Origin of the sequence: Massilia litorea (assembly GCF_015101885.1) — a bacterium.
Taxonomy (GTDB): Bacteria; Pseudomonadota; Gammaproteobacteria; order Burkholderiales; family Burkholderiaceae_D; genus Telluria; species Telluria litorea.
This window is the reverse complement of the sequence record NZ_CP062941.1, coordinates 1,549,609-1,572,317: the sequence shown is the minus strand read 5'-3', so window position 1 is coordinate 1,572,317 and position 22,709 is coordinate 1,549,609. Positions and strand designations below refer to the sequence as shown.

The window sequence follows — 22,709 nt, the reverse complement described above, 5'->3', positions numbered from 1 at the left end:
GTATTGCAGAGCAAAACCCGCTGCACTCTCAGGCGTGCGCGGGTCTTTCCTGGCAGACAGAACAGCCCGGATTGCGGGCCGCGCGGATCTCGGTCCACTCCATGGCGCGCCCGTCGAGCAGCAGCAGGCGCCCGGCCAGCGGCATGCCGACATTTAATATCAGCTTCAGGGCCTCGGCGGCCTGGACGGCGCCGACGATGCCGACCAGGGGCGCGAAGACCCCCATCGTGCTGCAGGCAACATCTTCAAAACCGCTGTCCTCGGGGAAGACACAGGCGTAGCAGGGACAGTCGGCGCGGCGCGTGTCGAATACGGACAATTGCCCGTCGAAGCGGATCGCCGCGCCCGCCACCAGCGGCACCCCGGCCGCGACGCAGGCGCGGTTGACGGCATGGCGGGTGGCGAAATTGTCGCTGCAATCGAGCACGACCGAGGCAGCTTGCGCCAGTTCGCGCAGCCGGGCGTCGCCGGCGCGTTCGCAGAGGGCAGTGACGCTCACCTCCGGGTTGATCGCGTGCAAAGCCGCGCGGCCGGACGCGACTTTGGAGGTGCCGATGCGTTCGGTCGTGTGCATCACCTGGCGTTGCAGGTTCGTCAGGTCGACGAGGTCATCGTCGACCAGGGTGATGTGGCCGACGCCGCTGGCGGCCAGGTACATCGCCGCCGGCGAGCCGAGGCCGCCGGCGCCGATGACGAAGACATGGGAGGCCAGCAGGCGGGCCTGGCCTTCGATACCGATCTCATCGAGCAGGATGTGGCGCGAATAGCGCAGCAGTTGGGAGTCGTTCATGGAGCGATGCAGGGTGGACGGCGTCGGCGCGGACAATCATGCATCCGGGTACGGCCATTCACCTGCTTTACTTCTTCGAGCCCTTCAGCTCCGGCGGTTTCGTTTCGGTCCCCGGCAACTGCTTCGGCTCGGGCGAGATCACTTCGACCGCCTCCGCCCTGGCAACTTTTACTGGCAACCCTTTAAAGTGGTTCAGCGCCTGGGCCAGTTGAAAATCGTCCTTGCCGCCCAATTCAAGCGGTTTGCGGTTCTTCAGCAGGGCCAGCGCGCGTTGTCTCTGTTCGGCGCTGTCGCGGGCATCCTTGGCGACCGCGCCCGGCTTTTCGTTCTCGCCCGCCAGGTGGCGCTGCAAATCCACTTCGCGCACGCGCAGCGCATTCAAACCGTCGCCTTCCGCCGTTTCGTCGACCGCCATGTCGGGCACGATGCCGTTGGCCTGGATCGCCCGTCCCTTCGGCGTGTAGTAGCGCGCCGTGGTCAGTTTGATGGCCGTGTCGCTTGATAAGGGCCGCAGGGTCTGCACCGAGCCCTTGCCAAAGCTCTGGCTGCCCATCACGATGGCGCGCTTGTAGTCCTGCAGGGCGCCGGCGACGATCTCCGAGGCCGAGGCCGAGCCGCCGTTGACCAGCACGATCATCGGCACCGTTTTCAATCCGGCCGGCAGTTTCGCCAGCGGATCGGCGCCGCGCGGGGCATAGAATTCGCGCCGGCCATAATAGCTCTGGTTGGAGTCGGGCAATTGGCCCTTGGTCGAGACAATCAGCTCTTCCTTCGGCAGGAAGGCGGTCGAGACGCCGATCGCGCCCGGCAGCAGGCCGCCCGGATCGTTGCGCAGGTCGAGTATGAGCCCCTTGATGTTCGGATTGGCGGCGTACAGGGCCTGCGTCTTGGTCGCCAGCTCCTCTAAAGTCGCTTCCTGGAACTGGCTGATGCGCACCCAGGCGTAATCGGGCTCGACCATTTTTGCCTTGACGCTCAGGACGCGGATTTCCTCGCGCGTGACGGGGACCACCCACGGGCGGTCGTCGCCGCGGCGGGCGATCGTCAGCGTCACTTTGCTGCCTGGCTTGCCGCGCATTTTCTTGATGGCGTCGTCGATCGACAAGCCTTTGACGGGAACATTGTCGATGCGGGTGATCAGGTCCCCGGCCTTGATGCCGGCCCGGTAGGCGGGAGAGTCTTCGATCGGCGAGACGATTTTCACGTAGCCGTCTTCGGCCGCGACTTCGATGCCGACGCCGACGAATTTACCCTGCACGCTTTCGCGCATCTCGCGATACGCCTTCTGGTCGAGGTAGACCGAATGCGGGTCGAGCGAGGCGACCATGCCGCCGATGGCTTCCGATAAAAGCTTCTTGTCCTCGACCGGCACCACGTAATCGCTTTTGATGAGGCCGAAGACATCGGCCAGCTGGCGCAGTTCGTCCAGCGGCAACGGACTTGGCTCGCCCTTCTGCGCCCAGGCCGAGACCTGCACCGTCAGCGCCACGCCGGCCACGACACCCAGGCCGACCAGGCCCATGCTTTTCACTTTGTTGCCCATCGCTGCCCCTAGAATTTAACCCAGCTTGCCGGGTCGAAGGCTTTACCGAGATGCCTGAGCTCAAAGTATAGCCCCGATTCTTCGTTACCGCCGGTATTGCCCGCGCTCGCAATCGGCTCGCCGGCGCGCACCGCATCGCCCAGGCGTTTCAATAGCGTCTGGTTGTTGGCGTAGATCGATAAATAGTCGCCGCCGTGGTCGACGATGATCAAATTCCCGAAGCCGCGCATCCAGCCCGAGTGCACCACGCGGCCGACCGCCACCGAGCGCACTTCCGTCCCTTCCGGCGCCTTGATGAACATCCCTTTCCAGCTCGGGCCATCGCCGCCGCGCTTGGCGCCGAAGCGCGCCGCGATGGTGCCGCTGACCGGTGACGTCAACCGTCCGCGCAGAGAGGCGAAGGCGCCGGCGGGCGCCGCGGGCGCGAGCGAAATATCGGGCGTACGCTCTTCGTGTTTCGGCTGCTCCGCCACCTTCGGCTCATCAGGCTCCGGCGGCAATGGTTTTGGTGCCGGCTTGCCCGCTTTCGCCGCTTCGCGCGCCAACCGCTCGCGCTCGGCTTTTGCGGCGGCACGGGCCAGCGCGCGCGCTTTCGCGGCCGCTTCCGCTTCCAGCTTCGCCTTGGCGCGGGCGGCAGCGAGCGCTTCTTGCCGCTTGCGTTCGGCCTCGGCCTGTTCGCGGATCAGCTTGGTCAGCTGGTCGACCAGGCCGCTCATGCGCTGCTCGTCGCGCTGCAGGCTGTCGGCCTGTTTTCTCTGCACCACCAGTTTGCTCGACAGTTCGCCGAGCAGGGCGGCGCGGCGCGCCTTTTCCTTTTCCAGCACGGCTTTCTGGTCGCGCTGTTCCTCGGCGATCTCTTCGAGTTCGACCTTGGCGTTCTCGACCTTCTCCTTGTTCGCCTCGACTTGCGCCAGGTTCGCGTTCAGGGCGGTCAGCAGTTTTGCCTGCGCCTGCGAGACATAGGCCATCATCTGCAAATCGCGGTTGATGCGGTTCGGGTTGTCTCCCGACAGCAGCAGCTTGATTCTGTCCTCATTGCCGGCCACATAGTGCTCGCGCAGCAGGGCCGACAGTTGTTTTTTCTGGCCAGCGATCGTTTGCGCCAGGCGTTCCTGTTCGCCCGCGAGGTCTTGCAGGCGGACATTGGTCTCGACCGTTTCCTGGTGCAGGTCGCGCAGGGCGCGGTTCGCGTTCGAGATCGCCTCTTCCGACTCGGCCAGCGTGTCGGCGGCATCGTCCTTTTCGCTCTCGGTACGGCTGATCTCTTTCTTGAGCGCCGTCAGCTTTTGCTGGATCCCGGCGCGCTGCGCCTCGGCAGCCGCCTTCTGGCGGCTGCGTTCGGTAGGCTTGGCGGCCGCGGCGGTACCCGCCGCGGACAGGGCCAGCAGGCCGCACAGCAGGGTGCCGACGGCCAACTTCTTGATAGGAAAACGCAAGACTTACTTCGCCTTCCCTTGGTTCGCCACCGCTGCGGTCGCCGCGGCGATCGCTTCCTGGTCGCCCAGGTAGTAATGGCGGATCGGCTTCAGGTTTTCGTCCAGTTCATATACCAGCGGCTGGCCGTTCGGGATGTTGAGGCCGACGATGTCGGCATCGCTGATCCCGTCCAGCATCTTGATCAGGGCGCGCAGGCTGTTGCCGTGGGCCGAAATCAGGATCTGCTTGCCGGCGCGGATGGCCGGGGCAATCTCTTCGTCCCAGGCCGGCATCACGCGCGCTACGGTGTCTTTTAAACATTCGGTGAGGGGAATCTGCTCCTTCGGCAGGCCGGCGTAGCGCGGGTCGTTGAACGATGCGCGGTCGTCGCCTTCCTCGAGGGCGGGCGGCGGCGTGTCGTAGCTGCGGCGCCAGACCAGCACCTGCGCGTCGCCGTATTTGGCAGCCGTTTCCGCCTTGTCCAGGCCCTGCAGGGCGCCATAGTGGCGCTCGTTCAGGCGCCAGTCGTTCTTGATCGGCAGGTACATTTGATCCATCTCGTCGAGCGCCAGCCACAGCGTGCGGATCGCGCGTTTCAGGACCGAGGTGTAGGCCAGGTCGAAATGAAAACCGGCTTCGCGCAGCACGCGGCCGGCGGCCTTCGCTTCGTTGATGCCCTTGTCGGTCAGGTCGACGTCGACCCAGCCGGTAAAGCGGTTGGCCAGGTTCCAGGTGGATTCGCCATGGCGCATGAATACGATTTTGTACATAAGATCTTCTTTGCTATCTATTGAAAAAACGTGCAAAGGCGCCCGCTGCGGCTGATCGAGCCCCTAAAAATATTCCTGTCCGGCTTCTATTTTATAATGGCCGGATTGCGTTCAACCATTGGAAGCCTTGTGAAATTCATCCTCGATAATATCTTCATCGTCGCTATTGCCGTCGTTTCCGGTGGCGCGCTGCTGTGGCCAGCCCTGGCGCCGAAGGGCCGCCGCGCGACCGCGCTGCAGGTTACCCAGCTGATCAACCGCGGCAAGACCACGATTCTGGACGTGCGCGGCGCCGACGAATTTGCGGCGGGCCACGTGCGCGACGCGAAAAACATTCCGCTGGCAGACTTGGGCAATCGCATCGGCGAGCTGGAAAAGTCGAAAAGCCGCACCCTGGTCGTCGTCTGCCAGACCGGCGCCCGTTCGGACAAGGCGGTCCGCCAGTTGAAGGCGGCCGGCTTCGAAGACGCGCTCAGCCTGGAAGGCGGCATGACGGCCTGGACGGCAGCCGGCCTGCCGACCACCAAGTAAATCAAGACAGGAAGGAAATCATCATGAGTGCCCACGTTGTCCTCTATCACACCGCCAGCTGCCCCTACTGCGTCCGCGCCGAGCGCCTGCTCGAAGCCAAGGGCGTGACCGAAATCGAGCGCATCCGTGTCGACCTCGACCCGGAACAGCGCCAGATCATGATGCAAAAGACCGGCCGCCGCACGGTGCCGCAGATCTACGTGGGCGAGACCCACGTCGGCGGCTTCGACGATTTGTATGCGCTGGATCAGGCCGGGCGTCTCGATCCGCTGCTCAAGGGGGAGTAAGGTAAGGCCGTGGGTGCGGGTTGATCGGGCGCCGCACCCTGGGCACAGGTGCCCAGGCTACAAATCGGGGCGGGGCGAAAAAGGCGCCCCGCGGGAGTATTTTATCCAAATTGATTTTGATACAATTGCCGTTGCGTTTGACTCCAAGCCCATCGGGGGCGGCGCTTTGCCGTCCCTTTTACTTCACAACGAAAGCGTTCCATGTCTGACGAAAACCTGCAACCAGTCTTCCAAATCCAACGCGTCTATCTGAAAGACATGTCGCTGGAACAACCGAACTCCCCGGCAATCTTCCTCGAGCAGGAAGCCCCGACCATCGAGGTCTCGCTGGACGTTGGCGCTGAAGCGATCGCCGAAGGCATCTACGAGTCGACCGTGACCATCACCGTGACCGCCAAGGTCAAGGACAAGGTCGCTTTCCTGGTCGAAGGCAAGCAAGGCGGCATCTTCGAGGCACGCAACATCCCTGCCGACCAGATGGATCCGCTGCTGGGCATCGGCTGCCCGAACATCGTGTACCCGTACCTGCGCGCGAACATCGCCGACGTGATCACCCGTGCCGGCTTCCCGCCAGTGCACCTGGCCGAGATCAACTTCGAAGTGTTCTACCAGCAGCGCCGCCAGGCGATGGCTGAAGCCGCTGCAGCCGCACCGGCAAACTAAGTTGTACTTTGCCTGCCCCGTTCGGCATGCGCTGGATGGGTCGGCATACCGTGACGGGCATCCCTGCCGCGCCTTTTATATCCATGAAAAGCGCGGGGTGGATGCCCTTCCTGCCATATTGGCGTCTGGTTTTACCGAACCCGGGCCCTGCCATGACCATTTCCCGATCCTTCTCCACCGTGCTGCTGATGCTGGCATGCGCGCAGGCCTGCGCCGCCGATTTCCGCTCGGTCGGCGCCGCCTCCGTCGTGCTGTATGACGCGCCCTCTGCGAAAAGCGGCAAGCGCTACGTCGCGCCGCAAGGCATGCCGGTCGAGATCGTTGCGCGCTACGGCGACTGGGTCAAGGTGCGCGACGTCGATGGCGAATTCGCCTGGACCGAATCGAGGGGACTGTCCGCGCGCCGCAACGTCGTCGTGAAGGTGCCGTTTGCCAAAGTACGCGCCGCGCCCGACGACAACGCCGCCGTCCTGATGACGGCCGACAAGGGCGTCCTGCTCGAGCTAGTCGACCCGCAAGCGAACGACTGGGTCCGCGTGCGCCACCAGGACGGCATCGCCGGCTTCGTGCGCGCGTTTGAGATCTGGGGCACCTGAATTCAACCATGCAAGAAACCAAGAAAATGAACAAGATCACCGTTCTCGGCGCGGGCGCCTGGGGCACCGCCGTCGCCATCGCCGTCGCTGCACGCCACGACGTGCTGCTCTGGGGCCGCAACGCCGAACAGATGGCCGCAACCGCCGCCGCGCGCGAGAACACGACCTATTTGCCGGGTCAGCCGCTGCCCGACAGCCTGCGCGTCACCGCCGATTTCGAGCAAGCCTTGTCTCACGTGCTCGACGCCGGGCCGGACGCGCTCCTGATCGCGGCCTGCCCGGTCGCCGGCTTGCGTCCGCTGCTCGAGCAGCTCAAAGGGAGAAAGATCCCGAACGTCGTCTGGCTCTGCAAAGGTTTTGAATACGGCACCGGTTTATTGCCGCACCAGGTGGTGCGCGAGGTGCTGGGCGAGTCGGTACCGGGTGCGGCCTTGTCGGGGCCGTCGTTCGCGCAGGAAGTGGCGCGTGGCCTGCCCTGTGCGCTGGCGGTGGCCTCGACCTCGAAACAATTGCGCGACAGCGTAGTCGCCACGGTCCACGGCGGCAACCTGCGCGTGTACGCCTGCGATGACGTCATTGGCGTGGAAGTGGGCGGTGCCGTCAAAAATGTGTTGGCGATCGCGACCGGCACCGCCGACGGCCTCGGGCTCGGCCTGAATGCGCGCGCGGCCTTGATCACGCGTGGACTGGCCGAGATCACCCGCCTCGGCATGGCCCTGGGCGGCCAACCCGGCACCTTCATGGGGCTGACGGGGATGGGAGATTTGATCCTGACCTGCACCGGGGACCTGTCGCGCAACCGCCGTGTCGGCCTGGCGCTGGCGCAGGGCAAACCTTTGGCGACGATCGTGGCCGAACTCGGTCACGTGGCCGAAGGCGTGCCCTGTTCGAAAGCGGTGCGCGATCTGGCGGCCAAACTCGGGGTCGACATGCCGATCACGAATGCGGTGGCGGCAGTCCTGTTCGACGGCTACGACGCGGCGGAGATGGCGAAGCAGTTGCTGGCGCGCGATCCGAGGAATGAATTGATTTGATTGCGCCGGGCAGGCTGCGCGAGCCTGCCCGGAACAATACGCACTGCGTGCTTATTTGTCCTGACCTGCGCCGGCGCCGGTATGCGTCGGCCCGCCCGTGCGCACCGGCCCCAACAGAATCGTCATCAGGACCACGGCATCCTCGTTGGCACGGATGCCATGCGGTTCGCCACCAATCAGGTACAGCATTTCGTTCGGGCGCAGCACCACGCTGTTGCCGTGCGCATCGACCACGACTTCTCCCTCCAGGCACAACAGGGTGACTTCTCCCTCGACCCGGTGTTCCGGCATCGGTTTGTCCTTCGGGACGATCAGCCGGATCAGTTCCATGTGTTCGGTCTTCGCCAGCGCGATCGACGTGAAATTGGCGATGTCGTCTTCGCCGCGTTGCAAGGCGATCCGTTCGCCCGATGCTGCGTGTTGCAAGGCCATGTCGCCTCCTTATTCGTTCTCTTCGTTTGTGTGCGGCACCCCGCGCAGCCAGGTGACCAGCGCAAAGGCATCCTCGAATCCGCGCGCCAGCCGCGGCACCAGCTCGTCCGGATCGTTCACCTTGAGCGGCAGTTCCGTCCACACGAAAAAGCTTTTCAGCTTGATGTGTTCGATATGCGGGTGCGCCGGATCGAACCCTTTTGGCGGACGCTGCAGTTTGTCTTCGTCGAGCAGGTCGCCATAGGTCGCGCGCAGGTGTTTATTCTTTAACATTTTCGCGAAACCTGGCGCATCGTTGACCACGTGTTCGCGGATCGCTTTCAGACGCGCCGCGGGCGGCAGGTATTCGCCGGCGCCGAGACCCAGGGTGCCGTTGCCGTCAATTTGAAAATAATAGGTCGACCCGCCGCCTTCGCTCGGACGCCGTTTGTTGTTCGGCGTGATGCCTGCCGAAAACCGGGTTTTATAGGGGGTCTTGTCGTTCGAAAAGCGGATGTCGCGGTTGATGCGGAACATCGCCTTCTTCGGATCGACGCCGGCGATCTGGCGGTCGAATGTCGTGAGCTCGCGGATCAGTTCGGTAACGACGGCCAAAAACTCTTCGCGCAGGATGTCGTAGCGCGGTTTGTTCATGATGAACCAGGGACGGGTGTTGTTTTCGCTTAGCTCGCTAAGAAATTGCGTCAAGTCACGCAGGTGCATGGATGGTCCAGAGAATGGGGTTACGGTGAAGGGCGCGGGCGCTTGCCGACGGTCACGTTGACGGTCGACTCGCGGTTCTCGCGCATGAGTTTCAAGCTTGCCTTGGCGCCGGGCGCGAGTTGGGCAATGAGATTGAGCATGTCGCCGGTATTCTTGACGATTTTTCCTTCGACGGCGAGCAGGATGTCGCCCGGGCGCACGCCGGCGCGGTCGGCCGGGCCGTTGCGCACGACGCCGGCGATGATGGCGCCGCTGCTGCGCCCGAGGCCGAAACTGTCGGCCAGTTCCGGGGTGATGTCCTGCGATTCGATGCCGATCCAGCCGCGCACCACCTGCCCGTGCTTGATGATCGATTCGAGCACCGTGCGCGCCGTCGAGACGGGAATGGCAAAGCCGATGCCGATCGAGCCGCCGGTCTGCGAATAGATCGCCGAATTGATGCCGAGCAGGTTGCCGTGGATGTCGACCAGGGCGCCTCCTGAATTCCCAAAATTGATCGCGGCATCGGTCTGAATAAAATTCTCGAAGTGGTTGATGTGCAGGTTGTTGCGTCCCACGGCCGAGATGATGCCCATGGTGACGGTCTGGCCGACGCCGAACGGATTGCCGATCGCCAGCACCACATCGCCCACCCGCGCCTCGTCCGGCTGGCCGAGCACCATCACCGGCAGGTTGCGCTCGCCGATACGGATCACGGCCAGGTCCGTCTCCGGATCGGTGCCGACGATGCGCGCGGCCGCTTTACGGCCATCGGCCAGGCCCACTTCGATCTGGTCGGCGCCTTCCACCACGTGGAAGTTGGTCAAAATATAGCCTTCTGCGCTGACGATCACGCCCGAACCCAGGCTCGACATCTGCTCCTCGGGCGGCATGCGGTCCCCAAAAAAGCGCCGGAAGAATGGGTCTTTCAGGATCGGATGCGCTTCGCGCGAGGCTTTGCTGGTGAGGATGTTGACCACCGCCGGCATCGCGCGCCCGGCCGCGTCGCGGTAGCTGGCGGTGGGCGGGCCGGACTGCGCCTGCAGCACAGGCACATCGCGCGCGCCAGCGCCGACCGGCACCTGCACCGGCATGCGTCCGAGCCAGTCGGGGCGCAGGGCCGCCACCACGAAATACAGGGCGAGTGCGACCGTCACCACCTGGGCAAACAGCAGCCACAGCCGGCGCCAGGCCGAGACCGGGCGGATGGTGACGATGTCGTCTTTCACGGTTTACGGTAGGGGTGGGCGGCGCAGGGAATCGCGGATTTCGCGCAGCAGCAGGACGTCTTCCGGCGTTGCCGGCGCGGCAGCTGCCTCGATCGGCACGAGCCGCTCGCGCATGCGGTTCATCAGGCGCACCATCTGGAAAATGATGAAGGCGAGAATAATAAAATTCAGCAGGATCGTCAGGAAGTTACCGTAGGCGATCACCGCACCGGCTTTTTTCGCTTCCGCCAGCGCCAGGCCTGTTGCCTGGTTGTTCAGGGGTATATAGTAATTTGCGAAATCAAGGCCGCCGAAGATTTTGCCGATGGGCGGCATGATGACGTCCTGCACCAGGGAGTCGACGATGCGCCCAAAGGCGCCGCCGATGATCACACCGACCGCCAGGTCGACGACATTGCCACGCATTGCGAATTGCCTGAACTCACTCATCATCGACATCGCTGCTCTCCCAAGCTTGTTATGGAAATCCCAAGATCAATCATACCGCAAGCCCCCGTGCGCGTACGCGCGGTGGATATTTTGCTGCCGGTTAACGCTGGGCCAGCCCGGCCGGCAACCCTGCGTTGACGCCAGAAAAGGGACAGACATTTCGTCAGCCTTGCACACGCAATATTTTTTCTCCAATAAAGATTGCCATTCACATATAATTTTGTGTTGCTGCAAGCTCTTAATTGATTCTCAAGATTCGTAATTTCACGGAGTGGGGTTGGTATGAGTAATGAAAAGCAGGTCGATTCAGGCCGGCGCGGCTTGCTCGTCGCGACATGTGCGGCGGGTGGCGTCGTCGGTGTTGCTACGGCAGGTGCACTGGTCAGCACATTCCAGCCGTCCGAGCGGGCCAAGGCTGCCGGCGCTCCGGTCGAAGTGGACATCTCGGACGTCAAGCCCGGGGAAATGAAGGTCGTCGAGTGGCGCGGCAAGCCGGTGTGGATCTTGCGCCGTACGCCGGAAATGCTCGCCAGCCTGCAGCAGAACGACGCGCTCGTCGCCGATCCCAAATCCGAAAAAACCTTCCAGCTCGATATGCCGGAGTACGCGAAGAACGAATTCCGCGCCCGTCCCGAACATAAAGAGGTCCTGGTCACCGTCGGCATTTGCTCGCACCTGGGCTGCTCGCCCTCTTCGCGCTTCTCGCCCGGCCCGCAGCCGAACCTGCCGGACGACTGGCATGGCGGCTTCCTCTGCCCCTGCCACGGCTCGACCTTCGACCTGTCGGCACGCGTATTCAAGAACAAGCCGGCCCCGACGAACATGGACATCCCGCCATACATGTACCTGTCCGACAACAAGATCGTGATCGGCAAAGACGAGAAAGGCGAGGCATAACATGGGCGCCGCATTCAAGGAAACCAAGCTGCCGGCCGACGCGCCGGCCGGCCACAAGGCCCTGGCCTGGGTCGACGACCGCTTCCCGCTGTCGAAACTCTGGAACGACCAGTGGGGCAAGTACTACGCCCCGAAAAATTTCAATATCTGGTACCTGTTCGGCTCGCTCGCGATGCTGATTCTGGTGCTGCAGATCGTCACCGGCATCTTCCTGACGATGCATTACAAACCGGACGCGAGTCTCGCCTTCGGTTCGGTCGAATACATCATGCGCGAAGTGCCCTGGGGCTGGCTGGTGCGCTACATGCATTCGACCGGCGCCTCGGCCTTCTTCATCGTCGTCTACCTGCATATGACCCGTGGCCTGCTCTACGGTTCCTACCGCAAGCCGCGCGAATTGATCTGGATCTTCGGTTTCGCGATCTTCCTGTGCCTGATGGCCGAAGCCTTCTTCGGCTACCTGCTGCCATGGGGGCAGATGTCGTACTGGGGTGCACAGGTGATCGTCAACCTGTTCGGCGCGATCCCCATCATCGGCCCCGACCTGTCGCTCTGGATCCGCGGCGACTATGTCGTCTCCGACGCCACCCTGAACCGCTTCTTCGCCTTCCACGTCATCGCCCTGCCGCTGGTGCTGCTGGGCCTGGTCGCGGCACACCTGATCGCGCTGCACGAAGTCGGCTCGAACAACCCGGACGGCATCGAAGTCAAAGACCATATCGGTCCGGACGGCCACCCGCTGGACGCGATTCCGTCGCATCCCTATTATTCGACGAAAGACCTGTTCGGCGTGTCGATGTTCCTGCTGATTTTCTCGGCAGTCGTCTTCTTCGCCCCGGAAATGGGTGGTTACTTCCTCGAGTACAACAACTTCATTCCGGCCGATTCGATGAAGACGCCGCCGCACATCGCGCCGACCTGGTATTTCACGCCGTTTTATTCGGTGCTGCGCGCAACCACGGCCGATTTTATTTTCGTGCTGATGGCGGCGATTGTCCTGTACGTCGTGTTCATCTGGATCAAGTCGCGCCTGTCGTACAAGGCCAAGATCGCGACCGCCGTGATCGCCTTGATCCTGCTGGTCGGCATGCTGACGCTGGAAGCGAAGTTCTGGGGCGTGGTGCTGTTCGGTTCCTCGGTGGTGATCATCGGCGCGCTGCCGTGGCTGGATCACTCGCCGGTGCGTTCGATCCGCTACCGTCCGAACTGGCACATGTGGCTCTATGTCCTGTTCGGCATGGCCTTCGTGGCGCTCGGCTACCTCGGCACCCAGTTGCCGACGCCGGCCTATACGATGATTTCCCAGGTCTGCACGCTGTTGTACTTCAGCTTCTTCCTCCTGATGCCGTGGTGGAGCGCCGCCGGCCGGTTCAAGCCGGTGCCGACGCGCGTGACCTTCCACCCGCATTGATCGCAGGACTAGCCAAGGACAACCATGAACCTCACGAAGAAACTGATTGCGGTCCTGGCGCTGGTGCCGGGACTGGTATTCGCCAACGAAGGCGGCTTCCCGCTCGACCGCGCACCGGAACGCAGCGACATGGCCTCGCTGCAAAACGGCGCCAAGCTGTTCGTCAACTATTGCCTGAATTGCCATTCGGCCACGTCGATGCGCTACAACCGCCTGCGCGATCTCGGCCTGTCCGACGAGCAGATCAAGAACAATCTGTTGTTCTCTGCCGACAAAGTGGGCGAACTGATGAAGACGGCAATGCGCCCGGAAGACGCCAAGGCCTGGTTCGGTGCGGTGCCGCCGGATTTGTCGGTGATCGCCCGTGCAAAATCGTCGTCGGCAGGCAGCGGCGCCGATTACTTGTACACCTATCTGCGCACTTTCTACAAGGATGATGCCCGCCCTACCGGCTGGAACAACATGGTGGTGCCGAACGTGGCGATGCCGCACGCGATGTGGCAGTTGCAGGGCATACGCACCCCGAAAATGGTCGAGGAGACCGATCCGCACGACGCGCACAAGAAGATCCACAAGTTCGCCGGCTGGGAGCAGGTGGCACCGGGTGCGCTGTCCCAACCCGACTTCGACACCGCGACGGCCGACCTGGTTGCCTACCTCAGCTGGATGGCTGAGCCAGCGCAAGGAACCCGCAAGAAACTTGGTGCTATCGTGCTGATTTTCCTGTCAGTATTTGCTTTCCTGGCCTGGCGTTTGAACGCGTCCTACTGGAAAGATCTGAAGTAATTCGTTTTCATTGCCCGCTTGGCTATAATACGGGCAATTATTTATTCGGGGTGAGTCGCTCGGCGCTCGCCCCTTTGTTTCTTAAGGAACGCCAACCATGATGGTTCTCTACTCTGGCACCACGTGCCCGTTCTCCCAACGCTGCCGCCTCGTCCTGTTCGAAAAAGGCATGGATTTCGAAGTGCGCGACGTCGACCTGTTCAACAAGCCGGAAGACATCTCGACGATGAACCCCTACGGCCAGGTCCCGATCCTGGTCGAGCGCGAACTGATCCTGTACGAATCGAACATCATCAACGAGTACATCGACGAGCGCTTCCCGCACCCGCAGCTGATGCCGGCCGACCCGCTGATGCGCGCCCGTGCCCGCCTGATGCTGTTCAACTTCGAGAAGGAACTGTTCGTCCACGTGCACGTGCTGGAAAGCGACCGCAACAAGACGAACGAAAAAGCCCACGACAAGGCACGCGCCGAAATCCGCGACCGCCTGACGACGCTGGCGCCGCTGTTCCTGAAGAACAAGTACATGCTGGGCGACGAGTTCTCGATGCTCGACGTGGCAATTGCTCCGCTGCTCTGGCGCCTGGACCACTACGGCATCGAACTGTCGAAGACGGCCGCGCCGCTGATGAAGTACGCCGAGCGCATCTTCTCGCGTCCGGCCTACATCGAAGCGCTGACGCCGTCGGAAAAGGTGATGCGCCGCTAAGGCAAACGTGGCAAGCACGCCGTCCGCCTGGCGGACGGCGTGCTGTCGTTCGTGCCAGTGTTGCGACGTCGTTTGACAAAGCGCAGTAAGCTGGCACCTCGTGTATGTACGTTTCACACGTGTTTGCTGGCAGTCCCATTGCTGCCGCTGCGCGTGTGCTGCGCTGGCGCCTTCGCCGACCCATAGCCGGCTCACTGTTTATCCCATCTGCACATGCCTGATATTTCCACTAAACCCTATTTGCTGCGCGCCCTGTATGAATGGTGCACCGACAGCGGTTTCACGCCCTATCTTGCAGTCAAGGTCGACGCGGCCACGACGGTTCCGATGGAATACGTCAAAAAGGGCGAGATCATCCTGAACATCAGCTATGGCGCGACCTCCGGGCTGAAGATGGACAACGACGCGATCCAGTTCCGCGCCCGCTTCGCCGGCGTCTCGCGTGAAATCTACGTGCCGGTACAAAACGTGCTGGCGATCTACGCCAACGAAAACGGCCAGGGCATGGCCTTCGACGTCAGCACCACCGCGGCCGAGATGGCGGCAGCCGAGGAAGAGCCGAGCCCGAGCGCGCCGACCCTGTCGGCCGTGCCTGGCGTGACCAGCGAAGCGCCGCCGGCGGAGGTGTCGCATTCGCCCGACGACAACAATGAGCCCCCGAAAAAAGGCGGCCGCCCGACGCTGACCCGGATTAAATAGCGTTATAATTCCTGCCGTACAGATTACGCCGGCTTAGCTCATTTGGTAGAGCAGTTGATTTGTAATCATCAGGTGGCCAGTTCGAAACCGGCAGCCGGCACCAGGATAGTGGTCGATTCGAAGGGTTACATGCTCATTGCGTGTAACCCTTTTTCATTTCTGGAACCTTGTGCTGCCATGCAGGTTCCCAGGCAAACGCGTCCTTATGCGATCTCGATCCGCGCGGCGAAGCGCTGGCGCAGCCATCGTTTGATTGCATCGGCCCGGTCAGAGGTCGGACGGTGTTCCGATCATTATCATCCGTGCCAAAGGCAAGACATCGCCGCCCCCGACGGACGGCGTCGACAGGCTTGAAGAGCCGCTCGGAACCATGACCAAGGTCGGCTGGGTGTTGACGCCAGCCGCCTCCAGAGCGTCGAACGAAAACGACAAAGCGCCACCCACTGACTGCGTTCCGCCCGGACTTGTACCGGCGTTGATGAAGACGGTCACAGATCCCACGAAACTGTTCAGATCGATATGAACACGGTTTTTCCCCAGCAAACGAAAGATCTTGAACTTCACCGGCGGCCCCGGACTGAAGACGATCTGACTACCGGCCGGGAGTTGCGGTGGCCCGATACTTACGCCGACCCCGGTGGCAAAGACATTGAACGTTGCGCGTTTCTTGTCGATCGTATCGACGATTTCCAGCGTGGCCGCCAGGATGATGCCCTCGATCCCAAAGTCGACCACCTTCAGTGAGGGCGTGATGGTTTTGGTCACAGTGGCACTCTTCACCAGCTGGACCGTGAACCTGTCCTCAATGACCGAGGTGGGCGGTGGTGGGGGCGGAGGTCCTGGCTGGATATAGGTGACTTGCTGAACGAAGAAGACGGCGCGCCGGTTCTGCTCGAACTGATCTTTTGTGATGGCATTCGGAATCTTCAAACGCTGCGTGCCCATGCCGAACGCCTTCGAGTCCCTGGCAATCTTTTCCGCCAGCGCCTTGCCGCCGATCCTTTCCAGTGCTTCCACCAACAGCCGGAAGCCATTTTCCGCACGCTCTTCGCTGATTTCGTTTTCGAATTGCGTTCGTTGTCCAACAGGAATCGTGCGAGCGATGTCTGCATGGCCCTCGACGCGAAACGCATAAATGGGATCATTCGTGGAATTGCTTCGAACGATCTCCCGCGCCAATTGCTCGATCTCGTCTTTCTGCTTCGGCGAGATGTCCGTGACAAATTCGGAAAAACGCTGTATTTCGAGCGCTTGTCTCACTCTGAAATCGACGGGTTGTGGCAGCCTGCTTGCAACTTGTGCGCGAACAAACGGAATGAAAGCCATGACCGTAGCCTCCTAAGTGACGCGATCAAATTTCTCAAATTAAAGTTAGCGTAACCGCGAACGAGCAACCCTGTTCGTCAGATATCCATTGTGGGCGTGTTGATAGCGCCCTTCAAGCGACGCCGTCGGATCGCGGGCCGTGCGCGCCCGCAATCGTCTATCGGTTCCGATCCGGCATGGCGTCAGGAGGGATCCTCCTTTTACGCACCTGTGCCCCATGCTGGCGCGTGGCGTGGAAAGTGCCCTGTTCGGGTGCAGGCCAGCTGCCTTTTCAGACAGCAAAGGGCGTTTTAGCACGGCATGCTTCTTGCTCAAAACTGGTTATGAAGACCGTGCTCTATTCCCGATGAGAACACCGTTGCCTGGCGGTCGCTGGCAGGCGCAGCTGCGCCTCGGTTTCGTGCGCGGTGGCGACGGAACCAAGCTGGGTGAACGCATTCACTGCGGTCCGCTGCGCGTGCAAAAGCCCTTGTATCCGGAAGGCGCACAGGTCTGCCATGCGATCATTGTCCATCCGCCCGGCGGCATCGTCGGGGGCGACGCGCTCGCCATCGATATCGGCGCCGCCAATGGTGCCCACGCGCTGCTGACAACGCCTGGCGCTGGCAAGTGGTATCGCGCAAACGGCTGTCCGTCGCGTCAGGACATGCGCATCGATGTCGCCGAAAACGCCGCGCTCGAATGGCTGCCCCAGGAAACCCTGTTCTACCGCGAGGCCGAGGTCGAGATGACCCACGACGTGTCGCTCGCTGCAAACGCGCGCTATCTCGGCAGCGAGCTCCTGTGTTTCGGCCGCACCGCGTCGGGCGAAGTGTTCACTGAAGGTTCAATACGGCAGACCAGCACCATTCGCCGCGACGGGGAACTGGTGTGGCACGAAGAGGGCAGGATCGATGGCGCCGGGGCTGCGATGCACAGTCGGTTCGGCCTGGACGGCAACACAGTCTGCGCCAGCCTGGTCGCCTGCGGCCTCACGCTCGACGCCGGCCAGCTGCGGCAACTGCGCGAGGAACTCGATCGCACCGGCGGGACAACCGGCGTGACCCAGCTGCCGAAGATCGTCGTCGTGCGCCATCTCGGCCGCTCCAGCGAGGCGGCGCGCGCCGTGCTGCTCGCGGCCTGGCGCCGCCTGCGCCCTGCCCTGCTCGGGCGCGAGGCCACCGTGCCGCGCCTGTGGACTACCTGAGAGGACATCATGGAACTCACCCCACGCGAAAAAGACAAGCTGCTGATTTTTACGGCCGCCCTCCTCGCCGAGCGCCGCAAGGGACGTGGACTGAAACTGAATTATCCCGAAGCGGTCGCCTATATCTCGGCCGCCATCATGGAAGGCGCGCGGGACGGGAAGAGCGTGGCGCAATTGATGAGCGAGGGGACGGCGATCCTGTCGCGCGACGAGGTGATGGAAGGCGTGCCGGAAATGATCCCGGATGTGCAGGTCGAGGCCACCTTCCCCGACGGCAGCAAGCTCGTCACCGTGCACCATCCAATCATCTAGGAGGCGGCATGATTCCAGGAGAGATGCTGATCGAACCGGGCGAACTGGAGCTGAACGCCGGCAGGCCGACCGTGTCGCTCGCGGTGGCGAACAGTGGCGACCGGCCGATCCAGGTCGGCTCGCATTTTCACTTTTATGAGACCAATCCGGCCTTGCAGTTCCAGCGCGCCCTCGCCTACGGCATGCGGCTCGATATCGCCGCCGGCACCGCGGTGCGTTTCGAGCCGGGCCAGGTGCGCACCGTCACCCTCGTTGCGCTGGCCGGCGACCGGATCGTCTTCGGTTTTAATGGTCAGGTCAACGGAGCGTTGAAGGAGGCGCCATGAGCCGCATCGGGCGCCAGGCCTATGCCGAGATGCTCGGGCCGACCGTCGGCGACCGCCTGCGCCTGGCCGATACGGCGCTGTTCATCGAGATCGAACGCGATCATGCAATCTACGGCGAGGAGGTCAAATTCGGCGGCGGCAAGGTGATCCGCGACGGCATGGGCCAATCCCAGCGCCTACATGCACAGGTGGCCGATACCGTGATCACGAATGCGGTGATTGTCGACCACTGGGGCATCGTGAAAGCCGATATCGGCATCAAGGACGGCATGATCGCGGCGATCGGCAAGGCCGGCAATCCGGACATCCAGCCGGGCGTGACGATCGTCATCGGCGCGGCGACCGAGATCATCGCCGGCGAAGGCATGATCGTCACCGCCGGCGGCGTCGACAGCCATATCCACTTCATTTGCCCGCAGCAGATCGACGAAGCGCTGCACAGCGGGATCACGACCATGCTCGGCGGCGGCACCGGTCCCGCGGTCGGCACGGCGGCCACCACCTGTACGCCCGGGCCCTGGCATATCCACTCGATGCTGATGGCGGCCGAGGCCTTTCCGATGAACCTGGGCTTTTTCGGCAAGGGTAATGCGAGCCAACAGGCGCCATTGGTCGAACAGGTGCAGGCCGGCGTCATCGGCCTCAAACTGCACGAGGACTGGGGCACGACACCGAACGCGATCGACACCTGCCTGAACGTTGCCGATGCCATGGACATCCAGGTCGCCATCCACAGCGACACGCTCAACGAAGCCGGCTTCCTGGAGCATACGCTGGCAGCCTTCAAAGGCCGCACCATCCACACGTTTCACACCGAGGGCGCCGGCGGCGGCCATGCGCCGGACATCATCGCCGCCGTCGGCGAAGCGAACGTACTGCCCTCGTCGACCAATCCGACGCGGCCCTATACGGTCAACACGCTCGACGAACACCTCGACATGCTGATGGTGTGCCACCACCTGGACGCGGCCATCGCCGAGGACATCGCCTTTGCCGAGTCGCGCATCCGGCGCGAGACGATCGCGGCCGAGGACATCCTCCATGATCTCGGTGCGATCTCGATGATGTCGTCCGACTCGCAGGCGATGGGGAGGGTGGGAGAGACCATCCTGCGCACCTGGCAGACCGCGCACAAGATGAAGCTGCAGCGCGGCGCCCTGCCCGGCGACCCGGCACGCCACGACAACGCGCGCGTAAAACGCTATGTCGCCAAGTACACGATCAATCCGGCCATCACGCACGGTATCGCGCACGCGGTCGGCTCGGTCGAACCCGGCAAGATTGCCGACCTGGTGCTGTGGAAGCCGGCCTTCTTCGGCGCGAAGCCGTCGATGGTGATCAAGGGCGGCATGATCGCGGCGGCGCAGATGGGCGACCCGAATGCCTCGATCCCGACGCCGCAGCCGGTGCACGCGCGGCCCATGTTCGGCGCCTTCGGCCGCGCCTTGACGAAATCCTTCACCTTCGTGTCGCAGGCGGCGTTTGACGCCGGCATTGGCGGGCAGCTTGGTCTCGTCAAACCCTTGATGGCGGTGCGCGACACCCGCCGCCTCGGCAAGGCCGACATGGTCCACAACGATGCGACGCCGCACATGCAGGTCGATCCCGAAACCTATGAGGTGCGCGCCGACGGCGTGCTGCTGGCGTGCGAGCCGGCGACCGAGCTGCCGCTGGCGCAGCGTTATTTTCTGTTCTGAGAGTGTCACCATGCTGACCCTGCATACCCTGATCGATGGCCCGGCGCCGATTGATGGCGAGTTGGTGCTGCCGTTTCACCTGCGCGAAAAAAGCCGGCTGCGCGCGGCGCTGGCGAGCGGCGAAGAGGTGGCCGTGCTGCGTCCGCGCGGCACAGTGCTGCGCGGAGGGGACCTGCTGCGCGGCGACGATGGCCGTGTCGTGCGCATCGTCGCCGAAGCGGAAAGCCTGTATACGATCGCGCACGCCGACACGACCGGCCTGGTGCGCTGCGCTTTCCACCTCGGGAACCGGCATACGCAGGCGCAAGTGGGCAACGGCTGGCTGCGCATCCGCGCCGATCCGGTGCTGAAGGAGATGCTGATCGGACTCGGGGCGCAGGTGAGCAGCGAGACGGCGCCGTTCGAGCCGGAAGCGGGCGCCTACGGTGGCGGCCACCATCATGGCGAACACGGTACCCACCCGCTGGCGCCGGTACCGCTGCGCCAGAAAATCCACCGGCCGTCGGACCTCGCATGATGGCCGACGCTTCCCTGCTGCGCCTGCTGCAACTGGCCAGTCCTGCGCTGCCGATCGGCGCCTACAGCTATTCGCAAGGACTCGAGAGCGCGATCGATGCCGGCCTGGTGCACAACGCGGCCAGCGCCCGCGACTGGATCGGAGCAGCGCTGACCGAGGTCGTGGGCCGCTTTGACGCGCCGCTGCAGTGGCGCCTGTTATGTGCATTCACCGAGCGCGATGGCGCCGCAGTCTGCGACTGGAGCGAGCGCTGGCTCGCCTCGCGCGACACGTTTGAATTGCGCGCCGAAACCATCCAGATGGGTTATTCGCTGCGCCAGTTGCTGGGTGCCCTGCTCGAGGACCTGCCCGGCGCCGATGCGCGCATGTTGCCCCTGCTCGACGCCGCCGCGCTGTCGCTGCCGGTCGCCTACGCCTGCGCCGCGGCCGCACTCGGCGTGGCGCCGCGCGAGGCTTTGCTCGGTGCCCTGTTTTCCTGGGCCGAGAACCAGGTGCTGGTGTGCGTCAAGACCATCCCCCTGGGCCAGGTCGCCGGACAAAAGATGCTGCTTGCGCTGGCACCCGTCGTCGAGATGGTTGCCGGCGACGCGCAGGCATTGCCCGATCACGCGCTGTCGAACTGGGCGCCGGGATTGTCGCTGCTGTCGATGCGGCATGAAGTGCAATACAGCCGCTTGTACCGCTCATAAGGAGATCGAGATGGAATCTACTAAAACGCCGCTGCGCGTGGGTATCGGCGGCCCGGTCGGTTCGGGCAAGACGGCGCTGTGCGAAATGCTGTGCAAAGCGATGCGCGCGCAGTACGAGATGGCGGTGATCACGAACGACATTTATACGCGCGAGGATATGGAGATCCTGCTGCGTGCCGAAGCGCTGCCGGCCGAGCGCCTGATGGGCGTGGAAACGGGTGGTTGCCCGCACACGGCGATTCGCGAGGATGCCTCGATCAACCTGGAAGCAATCGCGCGCATGAGCGCCGACTTCCCAAAGCTCGATTTGATCCTGATCGAATCGGGTGGCGACAACCTGGCCGCTACCTTCAGCCCGGAGCTGTCGGACCTGACGATCTACGTGATCGACGTGGCCGGTGGAGAAAAGATCCCGCGCAAGGGCGGCCCGGGCATCACGCGCTCGGACCTGCTCGTCATCAATAAAACCGACCTCGCGCCCCATGTGGGCGCGAACCTGGAGGTGATGCGCGTGGACGCTGCACGCATGCGCGGTACGCGTCCCTTCGTGTTCACCAGCCTGCGCCATGGCGCCGGTGTCGACGACATCGTTGCCTTCATCCGCCATCAGGGACTGCTCGATGCCGTTCCCTCTTTTACCTGACCAAGGAGTTGTCATGTCCCCGTTCCTGCGCCGCCTTGCCCCCATCGCCGCAATCCTGGTCGCGATCCTCGCCGCCACCCTCACCGCGGCGCCGGCCCAGGCCCATGAGACCGGGATGCCGCACCTGATTCACGCGTACGAAGGATGGATGGCGCTGGCGGTGGTCGTGCTGTCGCTGCTGGGCGCGGGCTTGCTCATCAGGCGGGCACTACGGCGCTGAGCGGTGCGATGGTTCAGCGCTTCATTCCGTCTATCGTGCAGTCTGTCGCACGGCCCGTGCCGTGGCCGGTTCCCGCTCCTATAGTGGCATCATCCACTCGATGACGGAGACAACCATGAACAAACTGCTCGGCACCACCCTGATGGCCTCGGCCCTGACCCTGAGCGCAAGCGCCGCCCTGGCGGACGACCTCGTGCGCGAAGCGCGCAAAGTCGATGCGCGTGTCACGCGCGTAAAACTCGACGGCGTGGTCGACCTCGTCGTGCGCCAGGGCGCCACGCCTTCGCTCGTGATCTCGGGCGAGCGCGCCGATGTCGCGCGCGTGACGACCCACCAGCAGGGAGAGACGCTGGAAATCGACACCGAACGCCGCAATCACTACGCCCGTGACCACAATCCGAAATTGCGTGCCGAGCTGGTCGTGCCGAACCTTGCCGAGTTCGTGTCGGAAGGCGTGGGCGCCAGCACGGTCAGCGGCTTCAGCGGCGACAAGATCGTGCTCGCCCTCGATGGCGCCGGGGCCGTCACGCTCGCGGGCAGCTACCGCAAGGTCGATGCCAGCCTGGGCGGCGTCGGCAGCCTGACCATCGACGCGGCGAAGGCCGAGCGGATGGACCTCGCCTTGCGCGGCGCCGGCCGACTCGCCGTCAGCGGCCAGACCCGTGCGCTGCGCGCGACCCTCGCCGGGGTCGGCAACCTCGACGCCGAAAAGCTACGCGCCGAAACCGTCGACCTCGATATGAGCGGTCTCGGCGGGGCGACCGTGTATGCCAGCTCGGCGGCGAGCCTGAACCTGAGCGGCATGGGCTCGGCCACCGTCTATGGCAAGCCGGCGCAGCGCAATGCGACCACTGGTGGCATGGGCAAGGTCAGCTGGCGTTAAATAAAAC

28 protein-coding genes and 1 tRNA gene are annotated in these 22,709 nt (G+C 63.3%); 20 read left to right on the top strand and 9 right to left on the bottom strand.

The features are described from left to right. Window positions 1–28: 28 nt before the first annotated feature. The 4 genes from LPB04_RS07000 to gpmA form a co-directional block, all read right to left on the bottom strand. Window positions 29–790 carry a HesA/MoeB/ThiF family protein gene (locus LPB04_RS07000; RefSeq protein WP_193688004.1) on the bottom strand — a complete coding sequence of 254 codons (762 nt, stop codon included), beginning with the start codon at window positions 788–790 and terminating at the stop codon, window positions 29–31. A 67-nt stretch (window positions 791–857) separates the two neighbouring features. After that, on the bottom strand, window positions 858–2,333 hold the full coding sequence (locus LPB04_RS06995) for a S41 family peptidase (RefSeq protein WP_193688003.1): 1,476 nt from the start codon (window positions 2,331–2,333) through the stop codon (window positions 858–860). Between the two features lie 8 nt (window positions 2,334–2,341). Beyond that, a complete protein-coding gene (locus LPB04_RS06990) occupies window positions 2,342–3,769 on the bottom strand; it encodes a murein hydrolase activator EnvC family protein (RefSeq protein ID WP_407943883.1) in 1,428 nt (475 codons plus the stop codon). A gap of 3 nt (window positions 3,770–3,772) precedes the next feature. Next, a complete protein-coding gene (gene gpmA / locus LPB04_RS06985) occupies window positions 3,773–4,519 on the bottom strand; it encodes a 2,3-diphosphoglycerate-dependent phosphoglycerate mutase (protein WP_193688002.1) in 747 nt (248 codons plus the stop codon). Between the two features lie 129 nt (window positions 4,520–4,648). On the opposite strand from gpmA, the gene LPB04_RS06980 reads away from it, so the two are divergent. The 5 genes from LPB04_RS06980 (at window position 4,649) to LPB04_RS06960 (ending at window position 7,630) form a co-directional block, all read left to right on the top strand. Further along, window positions 4,649–5,050 (top strand): rhodanese-like domain-containing protein, encoded by a 402-nt coding sequence (locus LPB04_RS06980; RefSeq protein WP_193688001.1) that lies wholly within the window; start codon window positions 4,649–4,651, stop codon window positions 5,048–5,050. Between the two features lie 23 nt (window positions 5,051–5,073). Further along, entirely contained in the window at window positions 5,074–5,337 is a 264-nt protein-coding gene (gene grxC / locus LPB04_RS06975) for a glutaredoxin 3 (RefSeq protein WP_056342617.1), read from the top strand. A 201-nt stretch (window positions 5,338–5,538) separates the two neighbouring features. Further along, the gene (gene secB, locus LPB04_RS06970) at window positions 5,539–6,000 is read left to right on the top strand and encodes a protein-export chaperone SecB (RefSeq protein WP_193688000.1); all 462 of its coding nucleotides are present in this window, start codon (window positions 5,539–5,541) and stop codon (window positions 5,998–6,000) included. Window positions 6,001–6,152: 152 nt separating this feature from the next. Next, complete coding sequence (locus LPB04_RS06965; protein WP_193687999.1) at window positions 6,153–6,596, top strand: SH3 domain-containing protein; 444 nt, start codon at window positions 6,153–6,155, stop codon at window positions 6,594–6,596. A 26-nt stretch (window positions 6,597–6,622) separates the two neighbouring features. Beyond that, window positions 6,623–7,630, top strand: a complete 1,008-nt coding sequence (locus tag LPB04_RS06960; RefSeq protein ID WP_227496645.1) for an NAD(P)H-dependent glycerol-3-phosphate dehydrogenase — start codon at window positions 6,623–6,625, stop codon at window positions 7,628–7,630. A 51-nt stretch (window positions 7,631–7,681) separates the two neighbouring features. On the opposite strand, the gene LPB04_RS06955 is transcribed toward LPB04_RS06960, so the two are convergent. The 4 genes from LPB04_RS06955 to mscL are packed head-to-tail and all read right to left on the bottom strand — an operon-like array spanning window position 7,682 to window position 10,410. Continuing rightward, window positions 7,682–8,062 carry a cupin domain-containing protein gene (locus LPB04_RS06955; RefSeq protein WP_193687997.1) on the bottom strand — a complete coding sequence of 127 codons (381 nt, stop codon included), beginning with the start codon at window positions 8,060–8,062 and terminating at the stop codon, window positions 7,682–7,684. 9 nt (window positions 8,063–8,071) lie between these two features. Continuing rightward, window positions 8,072–8,764 (bottom strand): DUF2461 domain-containing protein, encoded by a 693-nt coding sequence (locus LPB04_RS06950; RefSeq protein ID WP_193687996.1) that lies wholly within the window; start codon window positions 8,762–8,764, stop codon window positions 8,072–8,074. A 20-nt stretch (window positions 8,765–8,784) separates the two neighbouring features. Then, on the bottom strand, window positions 8,785–9,972 hold the full coding sequence (locus LPB04_RS06945; protein WP_227496644.1) for a Do family serine endopeptidase: 1,188 nt from the start codon (window positions 9,970–9,972) through the stop codon (window positions 8,785–8,787). A gap of 3 nt (window positions 9,973–9,975) precedes the next feature. Further along, entirely contained in the window at window positions 9,976–10,410 is a 435-nt protein-coding gene (gene mscL / locus LPB04_RS06940; RefSeq protein WP_193687995.1) for a large conductance mechanosensitive channel protein MscL, read from the bottom strand. Between the two features lie 273 nt (window positions 10,411–10,683). On the opposite strand from mscL, the gene petA reads away from it, so the two are divergent. The 6 genes from petA to LPB04_RS06910 all read left to right on the top strand — a co-directional run bounded on the left by petA (window position 10,684) and on the right by LPB04_RS06910 (window position 15,006). Continuing rightward, the gene (gene petA / locus LPB04_RS06935; protein ID WP_193687994.1) at window positions 10,684–11,298 is read left to right on the top strand and encodes a ubiquinol-cytochrome c reductase iron-sulfur subunit; all 615 of its coding nucleotides are present in this window, start codon (window positions 10,684–10,686) and stop codon (window positions 11,296–11,298) included. Between the two features lies 1 nt (window position 11,299). Further along, complete coding sequence (locus LPB04_RS06930) at window positions 11,300–12,709, top strand: cytochrome b (protein ID WP_193687993.1); 1,410 nt, start codon at window positions 11,300–11,302, stop codon at window positions 12,707–12,709. A gap of 24 nt (window positions 12,710–12,733) precedes the next feature. Next, window positions 12,734–13,495, top strand: a complete 762-nt coding sequence (locus tag LPB04_RS06925; RefSeq protein WP_193687992.1) for a cytochrome c1 — start codon at window positions 12,734–12,736, stop codon at window positions 13,493–13,495. A gap of 97 nt (window positions 13,496–13,592) precedes the next feature. Next, a complete protein-coding gene (locus LPB04_RS06920; protein WP_056342583.1) occupies window positions 13,593–14,204 on the top strand; it encodes a glutathione S-transferase N-terminal domain-containing protein in 612 nt (203 codons plus the stop codon). A gap of 213 nt (window positions 14,205–14,417) precedes the next feature. Then, window positions 14,418–14,903 (top strand): ClpXP protease specificity-enhancing factor, encoded by a 486-nt coding sequence (locus LPB04_RS06915; protein ID WP_193687991.1) that lies wholly within the window; start codon window positions 14,418–14,420, stop codon window positions 14,901–14,903. Window positions 14,904–14,930: 27 nt separating this feature from the next. Next, a tRNA-Thr gene (locus LPB04_RS06910) sits at window positions 14,931–15,006 on the top strand. A gap of 164 nt (window positions 15,007–15,170) precedes the next feature. Here LPB04_RS06910 and LPB04_RS06905 read toward each other — a convergent pair. Further along, entirely contained in the window at window positions 15,171–16,229 is a 1,059-nt protein-coding gene (locus LPB04_RS06905; protein WP_193687990.1) for an OmpA family protein, read from the bottom strand. A gap of 358 nt (window positions 16,230–16,587) precedes the next feature. Between LPB04_RS06905 and LPB04_RS06900 the strand changes: the two genes are divergently transcribed. The 9 genes from LPB04_RS06900 (at window position 16,588) to LPB04_RS06860 (ending at window position 22,702) form a co-directional block, all read left to right on the top strand. Then, complete coding sequence (locus LPB04_RS06900) at window positions 16,588–17,415, top strand: urease accessory protein UreD (RefSeq protein WP_227496643.1); 828 nt, start codon at window positions 16,588–16,590, stop codon at window positions 17,413–17,415. A 9-nt stretch (window positions 17,416–17,424) separates the two neighbouring features. Beyond that, window positions 17,425–17,727 (top strand): urease subunit gamma, encoded by a 303-nt coding sequence (locus LPB04_RS06895; protein ID WP_193687988.1) that lies wholly within the window; start codon window positions 17,425–17,427, stop codon window positions 17,725–17,727. Between the two features lie 8 nt (window positions 17,728–17,735). Then, window positions 17,736–18,053: an urease subunit beta gene (locus tag LPB04_RS06890; RefSeq protein WP_193687987.1), complete on the top strand. Its 318-nt coding sequence runs from the start codon at window positions 17,736–17,738 to the stop codon at window positions 18,051–18,053. After that, the gene (gene ureC / locus LPB04_RS06885) at window positions 18,050–19,750 is read left to right on the top strand and encodes an urease subunit alpha (RefSeq protein WP_193687986.1); all 1,701 of its coding nucleotides are present in this window, start codon (window positions 18,050–18,052) and stop codon (window positions 19,748–19,750) included. The genes LPB04_RS06890 and ureC overlap by 4 nt, the downstream gene beginning before the upstream one ends. Before the next feature lie 10 nt (window positions 19,751–19,760). Further along, the gene (gene ureE, locus LPB04_RS06880; protein WP_193687985.1) at window positions 19,761–20,267 is read left to right on the top strand and encodes an urease accessory protein UreE; all 507 of its coding nucleotides are present in this window, start codon (window positions 19,761–19,763) and stop codon (window positions 20,265–20,267) included. Continuing rightward, window positions 20,267–20,956, top strand: a complete 690-nt coding sequence (locus LPB04_RS06875; protein WP_193688877.1) for an urease accessory protein UreF — start codon at window positions 20,267–20,269, stop codon at window positions 20,954–20,956. Before ureE ends, LPB04_RS06875 begins: the two co-directional genes overlap by 1 nt. A 10-nt stretch (window positions 20,957–20,966) precedes the next feature. After that, the gene (ureG, locus tag LPB04_RS06870; protein WP_193687984.1) at window positions 20,967–21,599 is read left to right on the top strand and encodes an urease accessory protein UreG; all 633 of its coding nucleotides are present in this window, start codon (window positions 20,967–20,969) and stop codon (window positions 21,597–21,599) included. Between the two features lie 13 nt (window positions 21,600–21,612). Then, the gene (locus tag LPB04_RS06865) at window positions 21,613–21,819 is read left to right on the top strand and encodes a hypothetical protein (protein WP_193687983.1); all 207 of its coding nucleotides are present in this window, start codon (window positions 21,613–21,615) and stop codon (window positions 21,817–21,819) included. Between the two features lie 115 nt (window positions 21,820–21,934). Then, on the top strand, window positions 21,935–22,702 hold the full coding sequence (locus LPB04_RS06860; protein ID WP_193687982.1) for a GIN domain-containing protein: 768 nt from the start codon (window positions 21,935–21,937) through the stop codon (window positions 22,700–22,702). The last annotated feature ends 7 nt before the right edge of the window (window positions 22,703–22,709 follow it).

Bases quoted from the DNA above. Each gene is read 5' to 3' on its own strand.
- LPB04_RS06915 (WP_193687991.1), top strand. From the start codon at position 14,418: ATGCCTGATATTTCCACTAAACCCTATTTGCTGCGCGCCCTGTATGAA.
- LPB04_RS06925 (WP_193687992.1), top strand. From the start codon at position 12,734: ATGAACCTCACGAAGAAACTGATTGCGGTCCTGGCGCTGGTGCCGGGA.
- ureE (WP_193687985.1), top strand. From the start codon at position 19,761: ATGCTGACCCTGCATACCCTGATCGATGGCCCGGCGCCGATTGATGGC.
- LPB04_RS06920 (WP_056342583.1), top strand. From the start codon at position 13,593: ATGATGGTTCTCTACTCTGGCACCACGTGCCCGTTCTCCCAACGCTGC.
- LPB04_RS06890 (WP_193687987.1), top strand. From the start codon at position 17,736: ATGATTCCAGGAGAGATGCTGATCGAACCGGGCGAACTGGAGCTGAAC.
- LPB04_RS06875 (WP_193688877.1), top strand. From the start codon at position 20,267: ATGGCCGACGCTTCCCTGCTGCGCCTGCTGCAACTGGCCAGTCCTGCG.
- LPB04_RS06955 (WP_193687997.1), bottom strand. From the start codon at position 8,062: ATGGCCTTGCAACACGCAGCATCGGGCGAACGGATCGCCTTGCAACGC.
- LPB04_RS07000 (WP_193688004.1), bottom strand. From the start codon at position 790: ATGAACGACTCCCAACTGCTGCGCTATTCGCGCCACATCCTGCTCGAT.
- mscL (WP_193687995.1), bottom strand. From the start codon at position 10,410: ATGTCGATGATGAGTGAGTTCAGGCAATTCGCAATGCGTGGCAATGTC.
- LPB04_RS06895 (WP_193687988.1), top strand. From the start codon at position 17,425: ATGGAACTCACCCCACGCGAAAAAGACAAGCTGCTGATTTTTACGGCC.
- LPB04_RS06860 (WP_193687982.1), top strand. From the start codon at position 21,935: ATGAACAAACTGCTCGGCACCACCCTGATGGCCTCGGCCCTGACCCTG.
- secB (WP_193688000.1), top strand. From the start codon at position 5,539: ATGTCTGACGAAAACCTGCAACCAGTCTTCCAAATCCAACGCGTCTAT.
- LPB04_RS06995 (WP_193688003.1), bottom strand. From the start codon at position 2,333: ATGGGCAACAAAGTGAAAAGCATGGGCCTGGTCGGCCTGGGTGTCGTG.
- grxC (WP_056342617.1), top strand. From the start codon at position 5,074: ATGAGTGCCCACGTTGTCCTCTATCACACCGCCAGCTGCCCCTACTGC.
- LPB04_RS06960 (WP_227496645.1), top strand. From the start codon at position 6,623: ATGAACAAGATCACCGTTCTCGGCGCGGGCGCCTGGGGCACCGCCGTC.
- LPB04_RS06950 (WP_193687996.1), bottom strand. From the start codon at position 8,764: ATGCACCTGCGTGACTTGACGCAATTTCTTAGCGAGCTAAGCGAAAAC.
- ureC (WP_193687986.1), top strand. From the start codon at position 18,050: ATGAGCCGCATCGGGCGCCAGGCCTATGCCGAGATGCTCGGGCCGACC.
- gpmA (WP_193688002.1), bottom strand. From the start codon at position 4,519: ATGTACAAAATCGTATTCATGCGCCATGGCGAATCCACCTGGAACCTG.
- LPB04_RS06965 (WP_193687999.1), top strand. From the start codon at position 6,153: ATGACCATTTCCCGATCCTTCTCCACCGTGCTGCTGATGCTGGCATGC.
- petA (WP_193687994.1), top strand. From the start codon at position 10,684: ATGAGTAATGAAAAGCAGGTCGATTCAGGCCGGCGCGGCTTGCTCGTC.
- ureG (WP_193687984.1), top strand. From the start codon at position 20,967: ATGGAATCTACTAAAACGCCGCTGCGCGTGGGTATCGGCGGCCCGGTC.
- LPB04_RS06905 (WP_193687990.1), bottom strand. From the start codon at position 16,229: ATGGCTTTCATTCCGTTTGTTCGCGCACAAGTTGCAAGCAGGCTGCCA.
- LPB04_RS06865 (WP_193687983.1), top strand. From the start codon at position 21,613: ATGTCCCCGTTCCTGCGCCGCCTTGCCCCCATCGCCGCAATCCTGGTC.
- LPB04_RS06930 (WP_193687993.1), top strand. From the start codon at position 11,300: ATGGGCGCCGCATTCAAGGAAACCAAGCTGCCGGCCGACGCGCCGGCC.